A 21,313-nucleotide genomic window follows, 5' to 3' on the forward strand; every position below is an offset into this window, starting at 1 on the left:
CTCCTACAGAAGGGCGACGGCGTTGAGGTGCGACATGGCACTTGTAGGAGCGAGCTTGCTCGCGAACAGACGCCGCCGCGTGGTTGTGGGTCGCGAGCATATTGGTCCCTACGGGAGCGCATGGCCGCGTCATCCCAGCAATTCCTTCAACGTCTCCAGCGTATCGGCTTCCTCGACCGGCTTGTCGTGGCGCCAACGCAGCATGCGCGGGAAGCGGACGGCGATGCCGCTTTTGTGCCGGCTGCTGGCGGCGATGCCCTCGAAGCCGAGTTCAAATACCAGCGTCGGCGTCACGCTGCGCACTGGGCCGAATTTCTCCACGGTGGTCTTGCGCACGATGGCGTCGACCTTACGCATTTCCTCATCGGTCAGCCCCGAATAGGCTTTCGCGAAGGGCACCAGCTTGCGCTCCGGCGCGCCTGGTTCGCCGTCCCAGACGGCAAAGGTGAAATCGGTGTAAAGGCTGGCGCGGCGGCCGTGGCCTCGCTGGGCATAGATCAATACCGCGTCTACCGAGTAGGGGTCGATCTTCCATTTCCACCAGGTGCCGACATCTTTGGTGCGACCCACGCCGTACTGCGCCGCGCGAGCCTTGATCATCATCCCTTCCACCCCCAACTCACGGGATGCCTCGCGCTGGCGAGCCAGATCAGCCCAATCGCTGCCTTCGATCAAGGGCGAGGCCATCAGGATCGGGTTGGGGCATTGTGCTACGACCGTATCGAGTTGCGCTCGTCGCTCACGGTGTGGTCGTTGGCGCCAGTCTTCGCCTTGCCATTCCAAGAGGTCGTAAGCGAGCACCGCGACGGGTGCGTCTTCAAGCACCTTGGCAGTGAGGTTCTTGCGGCCGATTCGCTGTTGCAGCAGGGCAAAGGGCTGTACGCCGAAGCGGGCCGGCTCGCTGCCTGTTGCGGATGAACTCTCGAATAGCGCGGCTGGCTGCTCTGTCGGTTGCGACTTCCAGACCACGATTTCACCGTCGATCACGGTGCCATCCGGCAGGCACCCGGCCAGTTCGCAGAGCTCGGGGAAGCGGTCGCTGACCAATTCTTCGCCGCGTGACCAGATCCATATCTGCCCGTCACGTTTGACCAGCTGGGCGCGGATGCCGTCCCACTTCCATTCGATGATCCAGTTCTCCGGCGAGCCAAGCAGCGTCTCGAACTCGTCCACCGGCGCTTGCAGCGAGTGAGCTAGAAAGAAGGGGTAGGGCTGGCCGCCGCGCTGTGCGTGCTCGTGCTCCGATTCATCGGCAATCAGGGCGAGGTAGCCTTCAGCACTCGGCCGGTGCGATAGGTCTGTATAGCCCACCAGCCGCTGCGCCACGCGCTTGGGATCGAGGTCCACCAGAGAGGCCAGCGCGCGGGTTACCAGAAGCTTCGACACGCCGACGCGAAAGGCGCCGGTGATCAGCTTGATGCAGACCATCAGACTCAGGCGGTCCAATTGCGCCCATAGCTCCGGCAGGCGTACGGCCAGTTCTTCGGGCGGCTGTCCGCGTAGCGGCAGCAACTTGTCCTGCATCCACACGGCGAGGCCGTCGTCGGAGCTATGGGCAGATTCGGGAATGAGCAGCGAGATGGTCTCGGCCATGTCGCCGACGGCTTGATAACTCTCCTCGAATAGCCACTCAGGTAAGCCCGAGGTCTGCATGGCCGTTTCACGCAATACCCGCGTCGGCACCAGTTGGCGCGGTCGCCCGCCGGCGAGAAAGTACACGGCCCAAGCGGCGTCGGCAGGGTCGGCTTCCCGAAAATAATCGCGCATAGCGGCGAGCTTGGCGTTGCTCGAGGTGGTGGCATCGAGGCGGCTGTAGAGCGTGGCGAAGGCTTTCATCGGACGCCGCCGTGCCAAGTAGCGATTGAAAGGGCTTCGCGAGCAAGCTCGCTCCTACAGGGGAGCAGGGCGGAGCAGGAATGGAGAATCACTGAACCTCCGGTTCAGGCGCATCATCTTCGTCGCCATATTCGGTTTCGAAGGCCTGCGCATCGAGGCCGCGCATTTCACGCAGGTAGCGCACCAGCACCGGCACCGAGCCATGGGTGACCATCACCCGCTCGGCGCCGGTCTGTTCGATGGCCCAAAGCAGGCCGGGCCAGTCGGCGTGGTCGGAAAGTACGAAACCACGGTCGACACCGCGACGGCGGCGCGTGCCGCGCAACATCATCCAGCCGCTGGCGAAGGCGTCGGCATAGTCGCCGAATCGGCGCATCCAGGTACTGCCGCCAGCCGAGGGCGGGGCGAGGATGATCGCCTGCTTCAGGCGCGGGTCGCCCTTTTTCAGATCTCCCGCATAAACGGTCGGCGGAAGGTAAACGCCGGCTTCGCGGTAAACCTTGTTCAATGGTTCGACAGCGCCGTGCACCACCACCGTGCCGATGCTTTCATCGAGCCCGTGAAGAATCCGCTGCGCCTTGCCAAAGGCATAGCAGAACAACACGCTGGCACGGCCTACCGCGGCGTTGGCCCGCCACCAGTCGTTGATTTCTCGGAATACTTCGGTCTGCGATGGCCATTGATAGATGGGCAAGCCGAAGGTCGATTCGGTGATGAAAGTATGGCAGCGCACCGGCTCGAAGGGGGCGCAAGTGCCATCGGGCTCGACCTTGTAGTCTCCTGAGGCGACCCAGACTTCGCCGCGATATTCCAGGCGTACCTGCGCCGAGCCAAGCACATGGCCGGCGGGGTGAAAGCTGAGTTTTACGCCGTGATGGTCGATGGATTCACCGTACGCCAGCGTTTGCAGCGGCATATCCGGCGCGATTCGCGAGCGTAGGATGCCTTCGCTGTCGCTGGACGCCAGGTAATGGTTCATGCCCCAGCGGGCGTGGTCGCCGTGGGCATGGGTGATCACGGCGCGGTCGACCGGACGCCAGGGATCGATATAGAAATCGCCGGGCGGGCAGTAGAGGCCTTCTGGGCGGGCAACGACAAGGTCCATTGAATACAGGCACTTTGAGGGCTTGTAGGGTTGGAGCCTGTCGGGGCTGAAGGAGTTCGGGCGGACGCCGCCCGATAGGTTCAGTCCTGCAGTTTCAGGTGCGAAGTGTCAGGTACCGGTGCATCGCTGGCGCGGCGGCGTTCACCCATGTCGCTGCCCACAGGGGCCAGGCTGAACTGCGAAAGGTCAACGGCGGGCGCTTGAGCAGGCGCACGGGCATCCTGCAAGTCGGCACCTACCGGTGCAATACCGAAGTCCGGCGCCTCGACGTCGACAAAAGCTGCCATGTATTCGTCGCGAGGCACGACCTTGAGCGGCGACGGCGCGGCCGTAGAGGTTTGGGTGGCTGCTGGCGTCGTGGACTCTACCGCTGGCGGCGGGGCCAGTTCGATCTCTTCGACTTCCACCGGTAGGGCTCGAACCTCGGCGATCGCACCGGCACGGGCCATGGCTTCGCGGTATTTTTCAACGTTGGCGTAGTCCAGGTCCTGCTTGATCACTATCCGACGACCGGAAAACAGCAGCGCGATGCGCTGGGCATCGGCCTGGAACAGGCGCGTGAGGTTGGCCTCGACCTGTTCCAGCGTGGCGCCCGGTGCGAGTTGGCCGGAAAAGGCGATCTCATAGCGGCTCATGATTACGTTCCTATATTGGGCGGGGCCGATGTGTTGATCATAGAGATTGGATTTCGGGCTTGAAAGCGGCGGGCATCAAAAAGCCGTTGGAGGTCGGCCTTAAAGGCGGTTCCTTGTGGGGGCTTGTCAGGCTTGGGGATAACAGCTTCTCCCTCACCCCAGCCCTCTCCCCTGGCTTGCTGCGTACTTTCACCGAGGGGAGAGGGAGCTGCTCATGCAAGGTAACGAGCGAAGGCGTCCAGCCTACCCGCCGCCTGAAACTGGAAGTCTCAATCCTCAGTCCTCAAGCTTCCCAACGGGGCGAGCAGTGCCTCGATATCGTTCTGCTCCAACTGCCACTCGCCCTGGTTGCCTGAATCCAGCACGCCGGCGGCCAGGTCGGCCTTGCGTCGCTGTAATTGCTGAATGCGTTCTTCGACGGTGCCACGTGTGATCAGGCGGTAGACGAACACCGGTTTGTCTTGGCCGATGCGGTAGGCGCGGTCGGTGGCCTGGTTCTCGGCGGCTGGATTCCACCAGGGATCGTAATGAATGACGGTGTCGGCGGCGGTAAGGTTGAGGCCGGTGCCGCCGGCTTTCAGGCTGATCAGGAATACCGGCACCTCACCGCGTTGGAAACGCTGTACCGGGGTGCGTCGGTCTCGGGTTTCGCCGGTGATCTGCACATAATCGATGCCGCGCTGACGCAGGCTGTCCTCGATCAGCGCCAGCATCGAGGTGAACTGTGAAAACAGCAGCACGCGGCGGCCTTCGGCGAGCAGTTCCTGGAGCATGTCCAGCAAGCTGTCCAGCTTGCCGGAAAAGCCGCTCTTGGCCGAACGGCCCGCTTCACCCTTGACCAGGCGCAAGTCGCAGCAGACCTGGCGCAGCTTGAGCAGCGCTTCGAGAATGACGATCTGGCTGCGTGCCAAGCCCTTGCGGTCGATCTCCTCGCGGACCTTGCGATCCATCGCCAAACGCACCGTCTCGTATAGATCGCGTTGGGCCGGGGTCAGGTCCACCCAATGCACAATCTCGTTTTTCGGTGGGAGTTCGCGGGCCACCTGTTCCTTGTGACGACGCAGGAGGAAGGGACGAATACGGCCGATCAGATGTTGCAGCCGCTCCTGGTTGCCATGCTTTTCGATCGGTGTGCGATAGGTGCGGTTGAACTCCTTGGCGTTACCCAGCCAGCCTGGCATCAGGAAGTGGAACAATGACCACAGTTCGCCGAGGTGGTTTTCCATTGGCGTGCCGGTCAGGCACAGGCGTTGCCGCGCTTGCAGCCGGCTGGCAGCCTGGGCGGCCTTGCTGCTGGCGTTCTTGATGTTCTGCGCCTCGTCCAGGATCAGCACGTGAAGAGGTTGTTCGCTTAGCGGCTCGATATCCCGGGGCAACAGCGCATAGGTGGTCAGCAGGACATCGTAATCGCCCAGCGCATCGAAGTGCTTGTGCCGCGCCGTGCCATGCAGGGTCAGCAGCCGCAGATCCGGAGTGAACCGCGCCGCTTCGTCCTGCCAGTTGGGTATCAGGCTGGTGGGCATGACGACCAGGCTGGGACGGTCTAGGCGCCCGGCCTGTTTTTCGGTAAGCAGGTGGGCCAGGGTCTGCAGGGTCTTGCCCAGACCCATGTCGTCCCCAAGAATGCCTCCGACTTCCAGTGCACGCAGGGTTTGCATCCAGCTCAGACCCTCAAGCTGATAGGGACGCAGTTCGGCATTCAGACCGGTCGGTGCCCCGCAGGGTTGCTGCTTGTAGTCCAGCAGGCGCCGGCCGAAATCGCGTAACCGCTCGCCACCCTGCCAGTCCAGCGGCAACTGCTCCAGGTGATTCAAGCGTACGGCGTCGGCCTGATCCAGCCGCAGGCTATTGCCGAGCTCCGGTTGCAGGTATAAGTCGCCCAACGTCGCGAGGATCGACTTGAGCCGGCCGAACGGCAGCATCACCTGAAGCGGCTGAGCGTTGTCGCGCTGGCGCAGCTGCACCCGCAGTGTTTCATCGTCGCCGCGCTGGGCCAGCTGCGGCGCAGCGAGCAGCGTCGGATTCTTGCGGATCACGTCGAGAAGCACCGGTAGCAGGCTGATGCGCTCGCCTTCGACGACAATGCCCAGTTCCAGGTCGAACCAGCTGTGCTCCGGCGATTCCTCCACTTGGGCATACCAATCGTCTATAGCGGTGAGGTCGTAGGCGAAGCCTGGCTGAATGACGATCTCCCAGCCTTCGTCGCGCAGCTGTGGCAGTTGCTCGGCGAAGTGCAGCCAGGCGGCTTCGTTGGGCAGCTCGAACATTTCCGCCGAGTCCTTCGGCAGCGCCTGACTCTGCCGCAGAGCAGGGCGCAGGCCCAGCTGCTGAAGGCGCTGGCGCAAGGCCTGCTCGGCCGTGGGTTGGCGGGCAATGCTGAGCACATCCTGGCCATTGATCTGGCGAACCCGCTCTGCAGCTTTGCTTTTGCCGTGTACGGCGCTGCAGTCATAGACGAAGCTGAGTCCGGCGCGGTGCTGTTGGTCGTTGATCATCCGTCCGCTAGCGGCGTGGTAGTTCGTGACGTGACGGCTGCCGAGTATCAGCCGTGCCTGGGGAAGAAGGTCGTCGATGCGCCTTTCGGTCGGCCGAGCGGGCGCGGGCAGTTCCGGAGCAATGTCGCTCAGCGAGAGGCTGAATAGCGCGACCTGGCCAGCGGGCACCTCTGGGGCGCCGATCAGGTGCCGTGCCAACGCATCGTTTAGCCCGTGGCGAACCATGCCGATTTCGTTGCGAGTCTTGTCCAGATAATGGAGCGGGTCGACCGCCGTGAGCAGTTCGGTGCCCTCTGGCGCCAGGTTGACACGCAGAGCGCCGTCGCTGGCGTCGCGCCATTCCAGCCGGACCTCGCGACAAAGGCCGGGCTGCAGCGGCGGCTGTTCGAAATTCAGATAGGCACGTCCAGTTTCCAGCGCCAGACGCAATGCTTCGCCGCCGTTCGGGCCGTCGAGCCAGAAGCTGTGGCCGGCACTCTTGCAAAGGCTCAGCAGGGCTGCGATGCGCAGGTCGATCGGTTGCAGGAAGCGCGGCTGGCGGAAGCTCGCCTCGCGCATCGCGAAATAAGGTTGAATATCGCTGACGCTGCCGTCCTTGAGCTGGCGCACCTTGAATACGGCAACGGTTAGGTCTGGCTCGATCAGATAACGCAGGCTGTTCTGCGGTAACGCTGCAGGCGCTTCGCCGAGGGCTTCGGGTAGTTGCGAAAGCCAAGTTTGCAGCGCGCCGGGCAGGCCGTCTTGCGTTTTGTCAGCGGGTTCGTTGAGTTCCGTTTGTTGTCGCTCAAGCACATACAGGACCGCCGCCGCGTGTTTGCAGACCCAGCCTACCGGGCAGGTGCACAGACAGTGCAATTCCCCGCGTGGGCTAAAAGAAAGCGTCTGGCGGTAGCGGTTGCTGCCGGAGCCAAGGCAGCTGGCGATAACCCGCTGGTCCGCTTGCTGCTCGATCCGAACCCGCTCCTGCTTGGCGTATTCCTGGCCACGGCTCAGGGCAAGGGGCGAGAAGTAGGCCGTCCAAGGTTCGGGGATATGGTCGAAAAACGCGTCGGGCATAGCTACCGGCTAGGGTCGGTGGTCAAGCCGGCGCAGCGGTGCTGCGCCGGGCGGGCGAACGTATTACTGGCCTTGCGTTGGGGCCAGACGCTCGAGCAGCGCTTCCAGAGTATTGAAGCGTTCCTCGGCACGCTCCATAGGCACTTGGAATTTGAACACGGTAGCACCCTCGAACTTGTAGCGGTTGGGTTGGCTCTGGATCAGCTTGATCAGCACCATCGGGTCGACGCTGGTGTCTGCGGTGAACTCGATTCGCCCGCCTTGCGGGCCGGCGTCGATCTTGCTGATGCCGAGGCCGGAAGCCTGCAGCTTGAGCAGTGTCAGACGTACCAGATGCTTGGCCGGCTCGGGCAACAGGCCGAAGCGATCGATCATTTCCACTTGTAGCTCACGTAATCCGTTCTCGTCGGCGGCGTTGGCGATGCGCTTGTAGAGGATCAGTCGTGCATGCACATCCGGCAGATAATCTTCGGGAATCAACGCCGGCACGCGCAGGTTGATCTCCGGGCCGCCCCCTAGTGGTTGATCGAGATTCGGCTGTTCGCCTTTCTGGATGGATTTGACTGCGCGTTCGAGCATTTCCATATAAAGGGTGAAGCCGACCGCCTGGATCTGCCCACTCTGGCCGTCGCCTAGCAGCTCGCCAGCACCGCGGATTTCCAAGTCGTGAGTCGCCAGGACAAAGCCGGCACCCAAGTCCTGCGCATTGGCGATGGCTTCCAGGCGCTTTTCGGCATCAGGCGTCATGGCCTTGCGTGGCGGCGTCAGCAAATAGGCGTAGGCCTGGTGGTGACTACGCCCGACTCGGCCGCGAAGTTGGTGCAGCTGAGCCAGGCCGAACTTGTCCGCACGCTCGATGATGATGGTGTTGGCGCTGGGCACGTCGATGCCGGTCTCGATGATGGTCGAGGCGATCAGCACGTTAAAGCGCTTGTGATAGAAGTCGCCCATCACCTGTTCCAGCTCGCGCTCGCGCATCTGCCCGTGACCGACGCCAATGCGCGCCTCGGGCACCAGGGCGGCGAGGTCGGCAGCGCATTTCTCGATGGTCTTCACATCGTTGTGCAAGTAATAGACCTGACCGCCGCGGAGCAGCTCGCGAAGCAGGGCTTCCTTGATCACGGAGTTCTGCTGTTCCATGACAAAGGTGCGCACCGACAACCGCCGAGCCGGTGGTGTGGCGATGATCGACAAGTCGCGCATGCCGGCGACCGCCATGTTCAGCGTGCGCGGAATCGGCGTGGCGGTCAGCGTGAGGATGTCCACCTCGCTGCGCAGGGCCTTGAGCTGTTCCTTCTGGCGAACGCCGAAACGGTGCTCCTCATCGATGATGACCAAACCTAGATTGGTGAACTTCACATCGTCCTGCAGCAGCTTGTGGGTGCCAATCAGGATATCCACTTTCCCTTCGGCCAGTTCCTGCACCGCGCCCTGAATTTCCTTGGTGGATTTGAAGCGGCTCATCACCTCAACCCGAACCGGCCAGTCGGCGAAGCGGTCACGGAAGCTGTTGTAGTGCTGTTGGGCGAGCAGGGTGGTTGGTACCAATACCGCGACCTGACGCCCGCTGTGTACGGCGATAAAGGCTGCGCGCATCGCCACTTCTGTCTTGCCGAAGCCGACATCGCCGCAGATCAAGCGATCCATCGGCTTGGGCGCGAGCATGTCGCTGCGCACGGCTTCGATGGCGGCCTGCTGATCAGGCGTCTCCTCGAAGGGGAAGCCGGCGCTGAAGGTTTCGTAGTCGAGCTGCGGATCGGCAAAGGCATAGCCTTCACGCGCTGCACGTCGGGCATAGATATCCAGCAGTTCGGCGGCAACATCACGGACTTGCTCGGCGGCCTTGCGCTTGGCTTTTTGCCAAGTCTCCGAGCCCAGGCGATGCAGCGGCGCCAGTGCGTCGTCGCTGCCGGTGTAGCGGGCGATCAGATGCAGGCTGGCGACCGGCACGTAAAGTTTGGCTTCCTCGGCATATTGCAGCTGGAGGAACTCGGCGGCCTGGCCTTCGATTTCCAGTGTGACCAAGCCTTGGTAGCGTCCAACCCCGTGGTCGATATGAACCACCGGCGCGCCTTCGCGCAGCTCGGTAAGGTTCTTGATGACGTTTTCGCCAGCGTCGCGGCCTTTCTCGCGGCGCCGACGCTGCATGACGCGTTGGCCGAACAGCGGACTTTCCGCTATCAGCGCCAGTGCCGGGTCCTGAAGCAATAACCCGTCATCCAGTGGGGCGATGGTGATCGCCAGGCGCTCCGTGCTTTCGACGAATTGCGGCCAGCCGGCGACCTCCTGCGGCCGCAGTTTCAGCCGCGCGAGCAATTCCAGCAGCACTTCGCGGCGGCCGGCGGATTCGGCGGTGAAGAGTACGCGGCCAGAAAACTCATCGAGAAAGCGACGCAGCGCGCCTAGTGGTTCGCTGGCCTTGGCATCGATCGCCAGTTCCGGAAACAGGCTGGCGGGGAAACGCTCGCGGCCAATGCCGGGTTCGACGTCGTCGTGACTCGCAACAACCCGTGGCCACAGCTTCAGCCGGGCGAAGCAATCTTCCACCGGTACGAACAATTCGGTAGGCGGCAACAGCGGGCGTTCAGGATCGACGCGGCGTTCTTCGTAGCGATTTCGCACGTCTTTCCAGAAATTATCCGCAGCCTGCTCGATGCCAGGCAGGGAAAACACCTGCGTGTCTTCTGGCAGGTAGTCGAACAACGTCGAGGTTTCGTCGAAGAACAGCGGAAGGTAGTACTCGATGCCCGCTGGCGTGATCCCTGTGGAGAGATCCTGATAGACCGGGCAGCGACGGAAATCCACATCGAAACGCTCACGGAAACGTGCGCGAAAGCCGGTCACCGACTCTTTCTTCAACGGAAACTCACGGGCCGGCAGCAGGCGAATCGACTCGACCTTGTCGATCGAGCGCTGGTTCTCTGGATCGAAAGTACGCAGCGTCTCGATCTCGTCATCGAACAGGTCGATGCGATAGGGCAGGGCGCTGCCCATAGGGAACAAGTCGATCAGTGCGCCGCGTACGGCGAACTCGCCATGCTCATACACCGTGTCGACGCAACGGTAGCCGGCAGCTTCCAGGCGTGCGCGCATCTGTTCGACGTCGAGCTTCTGTCCTATATCCAACACCAGACTGGAGCCGAGCAGGAAGCGCTTGGGCGCAAGCCTGTGTAGCGCTGTGGTGATAGGAACTACCAGCACGCCATGGGTCAGCTCAGGCAGCTGGTAAAGCGTCGCAATACGCTGGGAAATGATGTCCTGATGCGGCGAAAAAACGTCATAGGGCAATGTTTCCCAGTCAGGAAAATGCAGCACTGGCAACTCTGGCGCGAAGAAGCCTAGTTCTTCCTGCAGGCGCTCGGCGCTCTGACTGTCGGCCGTGAGAAGAAGAGTGAATCGCTTTGCGTTGCTGGCTGCTTCGGCAATGGCCAGGCTCAGCGCGGCTCCGGGAAGGTTGCCCCAGGTTTGCTTGCCGCTGGCGGCAGGCATGGGCGGAAGGCGCAATACGGACACGAGTGGGCGTGGCTCCGGTCGAAAAATGGACCGCGCGGATTGTAACTATCCGCGCGGGACGCTGTCAGTGTTTCCGCTGCACAGATTGCCGACGCTAGGGTGCGTCGGCATAATGTAGCCCCTTTTCTCAGCCCCTACATGTTGGAAGGAACTGCCCGTGACTCAGAAGCCCGACCAGTGTCTTGGTGAATGGATTGATCGAGAAGCCCTCGCCGAAGCGATGATTCCGCTGATTGGTCAGCTGTATCGTAACAATAACGTGGTGACTTCCATCTACGGCCGTGGCTTGATCAATCGCTCGGTCATCGCGCTGCTCAAGGCCCATCGCTTTGCTCGTCATCGTCAGGCTGACGAAGCCGAACTCTGTGTGCACGAGACGCATCAGATTCTCGCCACTATGAGCGACATGAATCTGGGCGCCGCTTCGGTCGACCTGGGTAAAGTCGTCGCCAAGTACAAGGCCGAGGGCAACGGCCGCAACCTCGATCAGTTCGTGCGTGACGAACTGGTTGAAGTGGCCGGCAAGCGCAACACCACCGGCGTGCACAAGGGTACCGACGTGGTGCTCTACGGTTTCGGTCGCATTGGCCGCCTGCTGGCGCGCATTCTCATCGAGAAGACCGGCGGCGGCGACGGCCTGCGCCTGCGTGCCATCGTCGTGCGCAAGGGTGCCGAGAATGACCTGGTCAAGCGCGCCAGCCTGCTGCGCCGTGACTCGGTGCACGGTCCGTTCGAAGGCACCATCCATATCGATGCCGAAAACAACACCATCACCGCCAACGGCAACCTGATTCAGGTGATTTACTCGAATGACCCGGCCTCGGTGGATTACACCCAATACGGCATCGAGAACGCACTGCTGGTCGACAACACTGGCAAATGGCGTGATTCCGAAGGTCTTGGCCAGCATCTGAAGTGTCCAGGCGTTGCACGCGTAGTGCTGACAGCGCCAGGCAAAGGCGAGCTGAAGAACATCGTTCATGGCATTAACCACGGTGAAATTAGCGCTGACGACAAGATCGTCTCCGCGGCCTCCTGCACCACCAATGCCATCGTGCCGGTGCTCAAGGCCGTCAACGATCAGTACGGCATCGTTAACGGCCACGTGGAAACTGTGCACTCCTATACCAACGACCAGAACCTGATCGATAACTTCCACAAAGGCAGTCGTCGCGGTCGTAGTGCTGCGTTGAATATGGTGATCACCGAGACTGGTGCCGCTACGGCGGCCGCCAAGGCGCTGCCGGTGCTCAAGGGCAAGCTGACTGGCAATGCCATTCGCGTACCGACGCCGAACGTTTCCATGGCTATTCTCAATCTGAACCTGGAAAAAGCCACCACGCGCGAGGAGATCAACGAGTACCTGCGTCAAATGGCGATGCACTCGGATCTGCAGAAGCAGATCGACTACGTCAACTCGCTGGAAGTTGTATCCAGTGATTTCGTCGGCTCGCGGCACGCCGGCGTGGTGGATGCCGAGGCGACCATCTGCAGTGATAACCGCGTTGTGCTCTACGTCTGGTATGACAACGAGTTTGGCTATAGCTGCCAGGTGGTGCGTGTGATGGAGGACATGGCAGGCGTCAATCCGCCAGCCTTCCCACGCTAAGGCGCCGGGTGTCGATAAACGGGAGCTTCGGCTCCCGTTTTGCATTCAACTCTAGGAAAATTCGGCGGAAAATTCGGCCGTTCAGGGTGTTCGTAGAGCCCGGCGTCAATAGATGGTTATAGGTGGCTGCCGGTCCCGAGTCAAAAAATTGGAAGGCCTTGGGTGGTCAGTCACGGGTCGTGGCCTCTATAATCGGGCGGATTTCTACCTGGACCCGCGGCATAGCGCCGCGCTGATAATTCATCAGTGCGCGTCGTGCAATTCGACTTTTAGCCAAGCCGTCGGGCTCGTAAAAAAGACTTTTAAATCAGTGGTTAGCGAACCGATGATCAATATAAAACGTGGGCTTGATTTGCCCATTGCAGGTACGCCGACGCAGCGTATCGAGGCTGGAAGGCCCGTCCGAAGCGTCGCCGTATTAGGGTTTGATTACCCCGACATGAAGCCGACGATGGAAGTTCAGGTCGGCGATCGCGTCAAATTGGGGCAGGTTCTGTTTTCCGACAAGAAGACTCCTGGGGTTCATTTCACCGCGCCTGGCTCAGGTGTGGTCAGCGCTATTCATCGTGGCGAGAAGCGCGTTCTGCAATCGGTGGTCATTGACCTCGATGGAACGGACGAGATGACGTTCAGCCAGTACGGCGCTGGCGAACTTGAAGGGCTCAGCGATGCACAGGTTCGTGAGAACCTGCAGCAATCGGGCCTCTGGGCAGCCCTGCGTACGCGCCCCTACAGCAAGGTGCCGGCGATCGACGCCGTGCCCAGCTCCATTTTCGTCACGGCTATCGACACCCATCCACTGGCTGCCGATCCGGCGGTGATCATTGGCGAGCGTGCCGATGATTTCGAAGCGGGCCTGAAAGTGCTCGGCAACCTTGGCAAATTATTCCTGTGCAAGGCAGAGGGCGCTTCGTTGCCAGGCGAGCAGCTCGCCAAGGTAAAGTCCGAAATCTTCTCCGGCCCGCATCCAGCGGGCCTGGCCGGTACGCACATCCATTTCCTCGATCCGGTTAGCGCCAGCAAGAGTGTCTGGACCATCGGCTATCAAGACGTGATTGCAATCGGTGCGTTGTTCACCACTGGTCGCCTGTCGGTCGAGCGTGTGGTTTCGCTTGCCGGTCCGGTGGTGGAAAATCCACGCCTCGTGCGGACACGCCTGGGCGCCAGCCTCGACGAGCTGACGGCCGGTGAGCTGCAGCCCGGTGGGAATCGCGTGGTGTCCGGCTCAGTGCTGGGCGGACGCACGGCACATGGGGCTTTCGCCTTCCTCGGTCGTTATCACCAGCAGATTTCCTGTCTACGTGAAGGCAAAGAGCGCGAGATGCTGCATTACCTGCGTGCCGGTAGCGACAAGCATTCGATCCTCAATATCTATATCTCGAAGCTGATGGGTGGCAAGAAGTTCGCGTTCTCCACATCCACCAACGGCAGTCCTCGCGCCATGGTGCCGGTGGGTAACTATGAGGAAGTCATGCCGCTGGACATCCTGCCGACCCAATTGCTGCGTTCCTTGATCGTCGGTGATACCGAGGTGGCGCAGAAGCTCGGCTGCCTGGAACTGGATGAAGAAGATTTGGCACTGTGCACCTATGTCTGTGCCGGCAAATATGAATACGGCCCGATCCTGCGGGACAATCTGACCCGTATCGAGAAGGAGGGGTAAGGTATGGGCATTCGCGAATACCTCGACAAGATCGAGCACAACTTCGAGAAGGGCGGCAAGTACGAGAAGTGGTATGCACTCTACGAAGCCGCGGACACCTTCCTCTATCGTCCTGGCAGCGTGACCAAGACCACGGCTCACGTGCGTGACGGCATCGACCTCAAACGGATGATGATCACGGTCTGGCTGTGCACCTTCCCGGCGATGTTCTTCGGCATGTGGAACACTGGCTACCAAGCCAACCTGATCTATGCACAAAGCCCTGATCTGCTTGCTGCGCAGGAAGGCTGGCGCATGGCGCTGATCAGCGCGCTGGCTGGGTTCGATCCGAACAGCCTGTGGGATAACTTCATTCAGGGGGCGGCCTACTTCCTGCCAGTCTATGCGGTGACGTTCATCGTTGGCGGTTTCTGGGAAGTGCTGTTCGCCTCGATCCGCAAGCACGAAGTCAACGAAGGCTTCTTTGTTACTTCGGTGTTGTTCGCCCTGACGCTTCCGCCGAGCATTCCGCTCTGGCAGGTCGCCCTGGGTATCAGCTTCGGTATCGTAATCGGTAAGGAGATTTTCGGCGGCACCGGCAAGAACTTCCTCAACCCGGCCCTTACCGGCCGTGCCTTTCTATTCTTCGCCTATCCGGCGCAGATGTCGGGTGACGCGGTCTGGACTGCAGTAGATGGCTTCGCCGGTGCTACCGCACTCAGCCTGAGCTTTGCCGGCGGCATGGAAAACGTAATCGCCAGTGGTATCACCTGGATGGACGCTTTCGTTGGAACCATTCACGGCTCGCTCGGTGAAACCAGTACGCTGGCCATCTTCATCGGCGGTGCGGTATTGCTGATGACCAAGATCGCCTCCTGGCGCATCGTTTCGGGCGTGATGCTCGGCATGATCGGGCTGAGCTTCTTGTTCAACCTGATCGGCTCCGACAGCAATCCGATGTTTGCCATGCCCTGGTACTGGCATATGGTGGTGGGTGGTTTCGCCTTTGGCTTGATCTACATGGCTACCGATCCGGTTTCGGCATCCATGACCAATACCGGCAAGTGGGTGTTCGGCATCTTCATCGGCGTCATGGTCGTGTTGATCCGTGTGGTCAATCCGGCCTTCCCAGAAGGCATGATGCTGGCAATCCTGTTCGCCAACCTTTGTGCACCGTTGATTGACCACTTTGTCATTCAGGCCAATATCAAGCGGAGGCTGGCACGTAATGTCTAGTCAAAAAGAATCCACTACCCGAACGCTGGTGGTGGCCCTGCTGGTCTGCCTGGTTTGCTCGGTATTTGTCGCCGGCGCGGCTGTGGCTTTGCGTCCGACGCAGATGGAAAATCGTCAGCTGGACAAGCAGCGCAGCATTCTGGCGATTGCCGGCCTGGGTGAGGCGGGTATGTCTGCCAAGCAGGTCAAGACCCTGTACGGTGAGCGTATCGTTGCCAAGCTGGTCGATTTGCAAACCGGAAAGTTCAGCGATGAGTTCGATCCGAACAGCTTCGACCCCTTGGTCGCTGCCAAGGACCCCGAACTTTCGAAAGCGCTGCCAAGTGATGAGGACATCGCCTCGATCAAACGCCGTGAGCGTTACAGTGTCGTGTATATCGTCGAAGAAAATGGCGAGCTTGAGACGCTGATCGTCCCGGTTCGTGGCTACGGGCTGTGGTCCACTCTGTATGGTTTTGTAGCCATTCAGGGCGACCTGAATACCGTTGAGGGTCTGGGTTTCTATCAGCACGGCGAGACTCCGGGTCTTGGCGGTGAAGTAGACAACCCGAAGTGGCGCAGTCAGTGGCAGGGCAAAGAACTGTTCAACGAGGATGGCGAGCTGGCCATTGAGGCAGTCAAGGGTGGTGTCGATCCGCAAAGCCCGCAGGCTGACCACCAAGTCGATGCCCTGGCCGGTGCGACGCTGACCAGTAACGGAGTGAATAACCTGTTGCATTTCTGGTTGGGCGAGGATGGCTTCGGACCATTTATCGCTAACCTACGCGCTGGGGAGGCTTGATCATGTCGCAACCTACCGTTAAGGAAGTCCTGTTCAATCCGGTCTTCAACAACAACCCCATCGGTCTGCAGATTCTTGGTATCTGTTCGGCCCTGGCTGTTACTTCGAACCTGAAAACCGCTTTGGTGATGTCCATCGCGCTAACACTGGTGACTGCCTTTTCGAGCATGTTCATTTCGATGATTCGCTCACAGATTCCAGGCAGTATCCGCATGATTGTGCAGATGGTGATCATTGCGTCATTGGTAATCGTGGTGGATCAGATCCTCAAAGCCTACGCCTTCTCGCTGTCCAAGCAGCTATCGGTATTTGTCGGCCTGATCATCACCAACTGCATCGTGATGGGGCGAGCCGAAGCCTTCGCCATGCAGAACCCGCCGATACTGTCGTTCTTCGATGGAATCGGTAACGGTCTCGGCTACAGCGCCATGCTGATTGTTCTCGGCATCTTCCGCGAGCTGTTCGGTGCCGGCAAGCTGATGGGCTACACGATCATTCCGGTGGTCAACGATGGCGGTTGGTACCAGCCCAACGGCTTGCTGTTGCTTCCGCCGTCTGCGTTCTTCCTGATCGGACTGATCATCTGGGGCATCCGCAGTTGGAAGAGGGAGCAGGTCGAGAAGCCTTCCTTCAAGATGGCGCCGCAAGTCTCGAACAAGGAGGCTTACTAATGGAGCACTACATCAGTCTGTTCGTCCGTGCCGTGTTCATCGAGAACATGGCTCTGGCGTTCTTTCTCGGTATGTGCACCTTCATCGCGATCTCGAAGAAGGTGGAAACGGCGATAGGCTTGGGTATCGCGGTCATCGTGGTGCAGGCCATCACCGTGCCGGCCAACAACCTGATCTATACCTATCTGCTCAAGGCCGGAGCCTTGTCCTGGGCAGGGCTGCCAGACGTCGATCTGAGCTTTCTGGGTCTGCTCAGCTACATCGGCGTGATCGCGGCGATCGTGCAGATCCTGGAGATGCTGCTCGATAAGTACGTTCCCAGTTTGTATAACGCCCTGGGGGTTTTCCTGCCATTGATCACTGTGAACTGCGCCATCATGGCTGGTTCTCTGTTCATGGTAGAGCGTGATTACAACCTGGCAGAAAGTACGGTCTACGGCCTGGGTTCCGGTGCTTCTTGGGCGCTGGCCATTGCGTTGCTGGCAGGTATCCGCGAGAAGCTGAAGTACAGCGATGTGCCGGAGGGTCTGCAAGGGCTGGGTATCACTTTCATCACCATCGGCCTGATGTCGCTGGGCTTCATGTCATTCTCTGGCGTACAGCTCTAAGGACGGGATGAACAGATGAGTTACGAAATTTTCCTCGCCATTGGCATGTTCACTGCCATCGTGCTTGCGCTGGTGGTGATCATCCTGGCGGCACGCGCCAAGCTCGTTTCCAGCGGCGACATCAGCATTGAGATCAACGGCGAACGCACCATCACCGTGCCCGCCGGCGGCAAGCTGCTACAGACCCTTGCGTCCAACAATATCTTCTTGTCGTCGGCCTGTGGTGGCGGCGGCACCTGTGCACAGTGCAAGTGCATTGTCGAGAGCGGCGGCGGCGAGATGCTGCCCACCGAGGAGTCGCACTTCACCCGCCGCGAGGCGGGAGAGGGCTGGCGCCTGTCCTGCCAGACCCCGGTCAAGACAGACATGAAGATCGAGGTGCCGGAAGAAGTATTCGGTGTGAAGAAGTGGGAATGCACCGTGCTTTCCAATCCGAACGTCGCTACCTTTATCAAGGAGCTGACCCTGACACTTCCGGAAGGCGAGAACGTGGACTTCCGTGCCGGTGGTTATGTTCAGCTGGAATGCCCGCCGCACGAGGTCCGCTACAAAGACTTCGATATTCAGGAGGAATATCGAGGGGACTGGGATAAGTTCAACCAGTGGAAGTACGTATCGAAGGTCGACGAAACCGTGATCCGGGCCTACTCCATGGCGAACTACCCGGAAGAAGTCGGTCTGGTGAAATTCAACATCCGTATTGCTTCACCCCCACCAGGCAAGGACGATCTGCCTCCGGGCAAGATGTCCTCCTGGGTGTTCAGCCTAAAACCGGGCGACAAGGTCACCGTCTACGGTCCATTCGGTGAGTTCTTCGCCAAGGACACCGATGCCGAGATGGTCTTCATCGGCGGCGGTGCGGGCATGGCGCCGATGCGTTCACATATCTTCGATCAGCTCAAGCGCCTGAAGTCCAAACGCAAGATGACCTTCTGGTACGGCGCGCGCTCCATGCGCGAGGCGTTCTATGTCGAGGAATACGATCAGCTGCAGGCGGAAAATGACAATTTCCAGTGGCACTTGGCGCTGTCCGATCCGCAACCTGAAGATAACTGGGACGGCCCGACTGGCTTCATCCACAACGTTCTGCTCGAGAACTATCTGAAGGACCATCCGGCTCCGGAAGATTGCGAGTTCTACATGTGCGGTCCGCCGATGATGAACGCCTCGGTGATCAAGATGCTCACGGACCTAGGCGTCGAGCCGGAGAACATTCTGCTCGACGACTTCGGCGGCTAGCATGACCCAAGCGTTACTACAGCCCGTCATCGTTGTCGCTCTGGCGACAGCCCTGACGGGTTGTCTATTTCAGGACAAGGTAGAAAGCTTTGGCGGACCAACCATGGGCAGCACCTATTCGGTGAAGTATGTGGCCGGAGACAAGGCCGCTGCCAAGGAACAGCTGCAGCGCGAGACTGAGTCGATACTTGCGGAGATCGACAAGCAGCTCTCGACCTACCGCGCCGACTCGGATATCGAAACCTTCAACGCCTTGCCTGCACATGAGTGCATGGCCATGCCGAGCGGAGTCCGTAAGCTGATCCTGGCAGGGCAGCAGCTTTCGGAAGAAAGCAACGGTGCGCTGGATCTGACCATCGAGCCGTTGCTCAATCTGTGGGGCTTCGGCCCGCACGGCCGCGGCGAACGGGTGCCCTCTGCCGAGGAAATCGTCAGCGTTCGTCAGAATATTGGTCAGCAATATCTTCGGATCGACGGTGAACAGCTTTGCAAGGACGCAGCCGTTCAGGTCGATTTCAATAGCATTGCGGCTGGCTATGCGGTTGATCAGGTGGTGGCAGCCCTCGAAGCATCCGGGGTCAGCAGTTATCTGGTGGAAATCACCGGTGAACTCAAGGCTCAAGGCCATAAGCCGGACGGATCGCCATGGCGCATTGCCATCGAGGCGCCTCGGGATAACGAGCGTGTTGCGCAGCGGATCATTGAGCTGGACGGCTATGCCGTTTCTACGTCCGGCGATTACCGCAACTATTTCGAGCGTGACGGCAAACGCTATTCGCACACGCTGGATCCGCAGACCGGTGCCCCTATCGACCACCACTTGGCGGCGGTGACGGTGGTCGATCCATCGACATTGCGCGCCGACGGGTTGTCTACTGTGCTCATGGTGCTGGGTCCTGAGCGTGGCCTGACGTTTGCGACTGAACGGAAAATTGCAGCGTTCTTCGTGGTTCGCGAAGGACAGGAATTCGTAAGCAGAAGCACCGAAGCCTTTAATGAGCTGTTCGGTGCGGGAGCGGAGCAATGACTTGGTTAATTGTTTTTCTCGTCATGTTGTTGGTTGTGTTCGGCATGTCCATTGGCGTGATCATGGGACGCAAGCCCATCGCAGGGTCCTGCGGGGGTATTGCCAATCTCGGCATCGAGAAAGAGTGCTCGATTTGCGGCGGCAGTCGCGAAAAATGCGAAGAAGTGAAACAGCAGACGAGCCAGGGCGCAAAAGCAGATCTCGCATACGATGCGACCAGACGCTGACAGTCGTGCCGCTCGGGTTGCATCGGCGTAACAACGGCTCGGGGCGGCGGCGCTTCAGCGAATGACGCCCCCTTCTAGATCTACCGAATTCGTTAACAGCGGCAGGGCTGCCTGCTGCGTGTTCAGGGGTGAATATGGCTGTCTACAACTACGATGTGGTGATACTGGGCTCAGGCCCTGCCGGCGAAGGTGCGGCAATGAATGCGGTCAAGGCGGGACGCAAGGTCGCCGTGGTCGACAGCAGACCGCACGTTGGCGGCAACTCCACCCATCTGGGGACCATCCCTTCCAAGGCGTTGCGCCACTCGGTGCGGCAGATCATGCAGTACAACACCAATCCGCTGTTCCGCCAGATCGGCGAACCGCGCTGGTTTTCGTTCCCTGACGTGCTCAAGAGTGCTGAGAGCGTAATCGGCAAGCAGGTCACATCGCGTACCGGCTACTACGCGCGTAACCGTATCGATTTGTTCTTTGGCACCGCGAGCTTTGCCGACGAGCAGACAGTCGAGGTGGTCAGTGCCAACGGTATGGTCGAAAAGCTGGTTGCCAATCAGTTCATCATTGCCACCGGTTCGCGGCCCTACCGCCCGTCCGATGTCGACTTCTCGCACCCGCGTGTCTATGACAGCGACACCATCCTGACCCTAAGCCATACGCCGCGTCGCTTGATCATCTACGGAGCCGGTGTGATCGGCTCAGAATACGCATCGATCTTCAGCGGCCTCGGCGTACTGGTCGACCTGATCGACAATCGCGATCAGTTGCTCAGCTTCCTTGATGACGAGATTTCCGATGCGCTGAGTTATCACTTACGCAACAACAACGTGCTGATCCGTCACAACGAGGAGTACGAGCGCGTTGAAGGGGTGGACAACGGTGTCATCCTGCATCTCAAATCAGGCAAGAAGATCAAGGCAGACGCCTTCCTCTGGTGTAACGGGCGGACCGGCAATACCGACAAGCTGGCCCTGGAAAACATCGGCCTCAAGGTCAACAGTCGCGGGCAGATAAAGGTCGACGAGCATTACCGTACCGACGTCGGCAACATCTACGCGGCCGGTGATGTGATCGGCTGGCCATCGCTGGCCAGCGCTGCATACGACCAGGGCCGTTCGGCTGCAGGTAGCATCGTCGAGAACGATAGCTGGCGCTTCGTCGACGACGTGCCGACTGGGATCTACACCATTCCGGAGATCAGCTCGATCGGCAAGAACGAACGAGAGCTCACCGAAGCGAAGATTCCCTACGAAGTGGGCAAGGCGTTTTTCAAGGGAATGGCGCGAGCGCAGATTTCTGCCGAGCCGGTCGGCATGCTGAAAATTCTTTTCCATCGCGAGACGCTGGCGGTGCTCGGCGTGCATTGCTTCGGCTATCAGGCTTCAGAGATCGTGCATATCGGTCAGGCAATCATGAACCAGCCGGGTGAGGCGAATACCATCAAGTATTTCATCAACACCACCTTCAACTACCCGACTATGGCTGAAGCTTATCGCGTGGCTGCGTTCGACGGGCTCAACCGGCTTTTTTAAGCGGCTCCGACCGGTGGCCTGAGCCGGTCGGAGACGATACCCAAGATTGGCGTTGGCCAAACCGGGAAAGCTTTTGATCAGGAATCGGTAGAAAAGCGGCAAGC

At 60.0% G+C, this 21,313-nt stretch carries 15 protein-coding genes; 10 read left to right on the forward strand and 5 right to left on the reverse strand.

Annotation, left to right across the window (positions count from 1 at the left end; translation table 11 throughout):
• Window positions 1-129: 129 nt before the first annotated feature.
• The 5 genes from D7241_RS03290 to mfd all read right to left on the reverse strand — a co-directional run bounded on the left by D7241_RS03290 (window position 130) and on the right by mfd (window position 10,640).
• Entirely contained in the window at window positions 130-1,836 is a 1,707-nt protein-coding gene (locus D7241_RS03290; RefSeq protein ID WP_408100301.1) for an ATP-dependent DNA ligase, read from the reverse strand.
• 88 nt (window positions 1,837-1,924) lie between these two features.
• The gene (locus D7241_RS03295) at window positions 1,925-2,941 is read right to left on the reverse strand and encodes a ligase-associated DNA damage response exonuclease (RefSeq protein WP_408100302.1); all 1,017 of its coding nucleotides are present in this window, start codon (window positions 2,939-2,941) and stop codon (window positions 1,925-1,927) included.
• Window positions 2,942-3,021: 80 nt separating this feature from the next.
• Entirely contained in the window at window positions 3,022-3,576 is a 555-nt protein-coding gene (locus tag D7241_RS03300; protein WP_408100303.1) for a hypothetical protein, read from the reverse strand.
• Window positions 3,577-3,845: 269 nt separating this feature from the next.
• Entirely contained in the window at window positions 3,846-7,127 is a 3,282-nt protein-coding gene (locus D7241_RS03305; RefSeq protein WP_408100304.1) for an SNF2-related protein, read from the reverse strand.
• A gap of 63 nt (window positions 7,128-7,190) precedes the next feature.
• Window positions 7,191-10,640: a transcription-repair coupling factor gene (mfd, locus tag D7241_RS03310; protein WP_408100305.1), complete on the reverse strand. Its 3,450-nt coding sequence runs from the start codon at window positions 10,638-10,640 to the stop codon at window positions 7,191-7,193.
• Window positions 10,641-10,797: 157 nt separating this feature from the next.
• On the opposite strand from mfd, the gene D7241_RS03315 reads away from it, so the two are divergent.
• The 10 genes from D7241_RS03315 (at window position 10,798) to sthA (ending at window position 21,209) form a co-directional block, all read left to right on the forward strand.
• Entirely contained in the window at window positions 10,798-12,249 is a 1,452-nt protein-coding gene (locus D7241_RS03315) for a glyceraldehyde-3-phosphate dehydrogenase (protein ID WP_408100306.1), read from the forward strand.
• Between the two features lie 325 nt (window positions 12,250-12,574).
• Entirely contained in the window at window positions 12,575-13,912 is a 1,338-nt protein-coding gene (locus tag D7241_RS03320; RefSeq protein WP_255980521.1) for a Na(+)-translocating NADH-quinone reductase subunit A, read from the forward strand.
• A gap of 3 nt (window positions 13,913-13,915) precedes the next feature.
• Window positions 13,916-15,127 carry an NADH:ubiquinone reductase (Na(+)-transporting) subunit B gene (locus tag D7241_RS03325; protein ID WP_255980519.1) on the forward strand — a complete coding sequence of 404 codons (1,212 nt, stop codon included), beginning with the start codon at window positions 13,916-13,918 and terminating at the stop codon, window positions 15,125-15,127.
• Window positions 15,120-15,908, forward strand: coding sequence for a Na(+)-translocating NADH-quinone reductase subunit C (locus D7241_RS03330; RefSeq protein ID WP_255980517.1), 789 nt, complete (start codon window positions 15,120-15,122; stop codon window positions 15,906-15,908). The genes D7241_RS03325 and D7241_RS03330 overlap by 8 nt, the downstream gene beginning before the upstream one ends.
• Window positions 15,905-16,579 carry an NADH:ubiquinone reductase (Na(+)-transporting) subunit D gene (locus tag D7241_RS03335; RefSeq protein ID WP_255980515.1) on the forward strand — a complete coding sequence of 225 codons (675 nt, stop codon included), beginning with the start codon at window positions 15,905-15,907 and terminating at the stop codon, window positions 16,577-16,579. Before D7241_RS03330 ends, D7241_RS03335 begins: the two co-directional genes overlap by 4 nt.
• Window positions 16,579-17,187: an NADH:ubiquinone reductase (Na(+)-transporting) subunit E gene (nqrE, locus tag D7241_RS03340; RefSeq protein ID WP_255980513.1), complete on the forward strand. Its 609-nt coding sequence runs from the start codon at window positions 16,579-16,581 to the stop codon at window positions 17,185-17,187. Before D7241_RS03335 ends, nqrE begins: the two co-directional genes overlap by 1 nt.
• Before the next feature lie 15 nt (window positions 17,188-17,202).
• Window positions 17,203-18,426 (forward strand): NADH:ubiquinone reductase (Na(+)-transporting) subunit F, encoded by a 1,224-nt coding sequence (nqrF, locus tag D7241_RS03345; protein ID WP_255980511.1) that lies wholly within the window; start codon window positions 17,203-17,205, stop codon window positions 18,424-18,426.
• 1 nt (window position 18,427) lies between these two features.
• Complete coding sequence (locus tag D7241_RS03350) at window positions 18,428-19,453, forward strand: FAD:protein FMN transferase (RefSeq protein WP_408100307.1); 1,026 nt, start codon at window positions 18,428-18,430, stop codon at window positions 19,451-19,453.
• Window positions 19,450-19,680 carry a (Na+)-NQR maturation NqrM gene (nqrM, locus tag D7241_RS03355; protein ID WP_408100308.1) on the forward strand — a complete coding sequence of 77 codons (231 nt, stop codon included), beginning with the start codon at window positions 19,450-19,452 and terminating at the stop codon, window positions 19,678-19,680. The genes D7241_RS03350 and nqrM overlap by 4 nt, the downstream gene beginning before the upstream one ends.
• A 134-nt stretch (window positions 19,681-19,814) precedes the next feature.
• Entirely contained in the window at window positions 19,815-21,209 is a 1,395-nt protein-coding gene (gene sthA, locus D7241_RS03360; RefSeq protein ID WP_255980505.1) for a Si-specific NAD(P)(+) transhydrogenase, read from the forward strand.
• The last annotated feature ends 104 nt before the right edge of the window (window positions 21,210-21,313 follow it).

The sequence above is a fragment of the Stutzerimonas sp. VN223-3 genome, assembly GCF_045999685.1.
Taxonomy (GTDB): domain Bacteria; phylum Pseudomonadota; class Gammaproteobacteria; order Pseudomonadales; family Pseudomonadaceae; genus Stutzerimonas; species Stutzerimonas stutzeri_AR.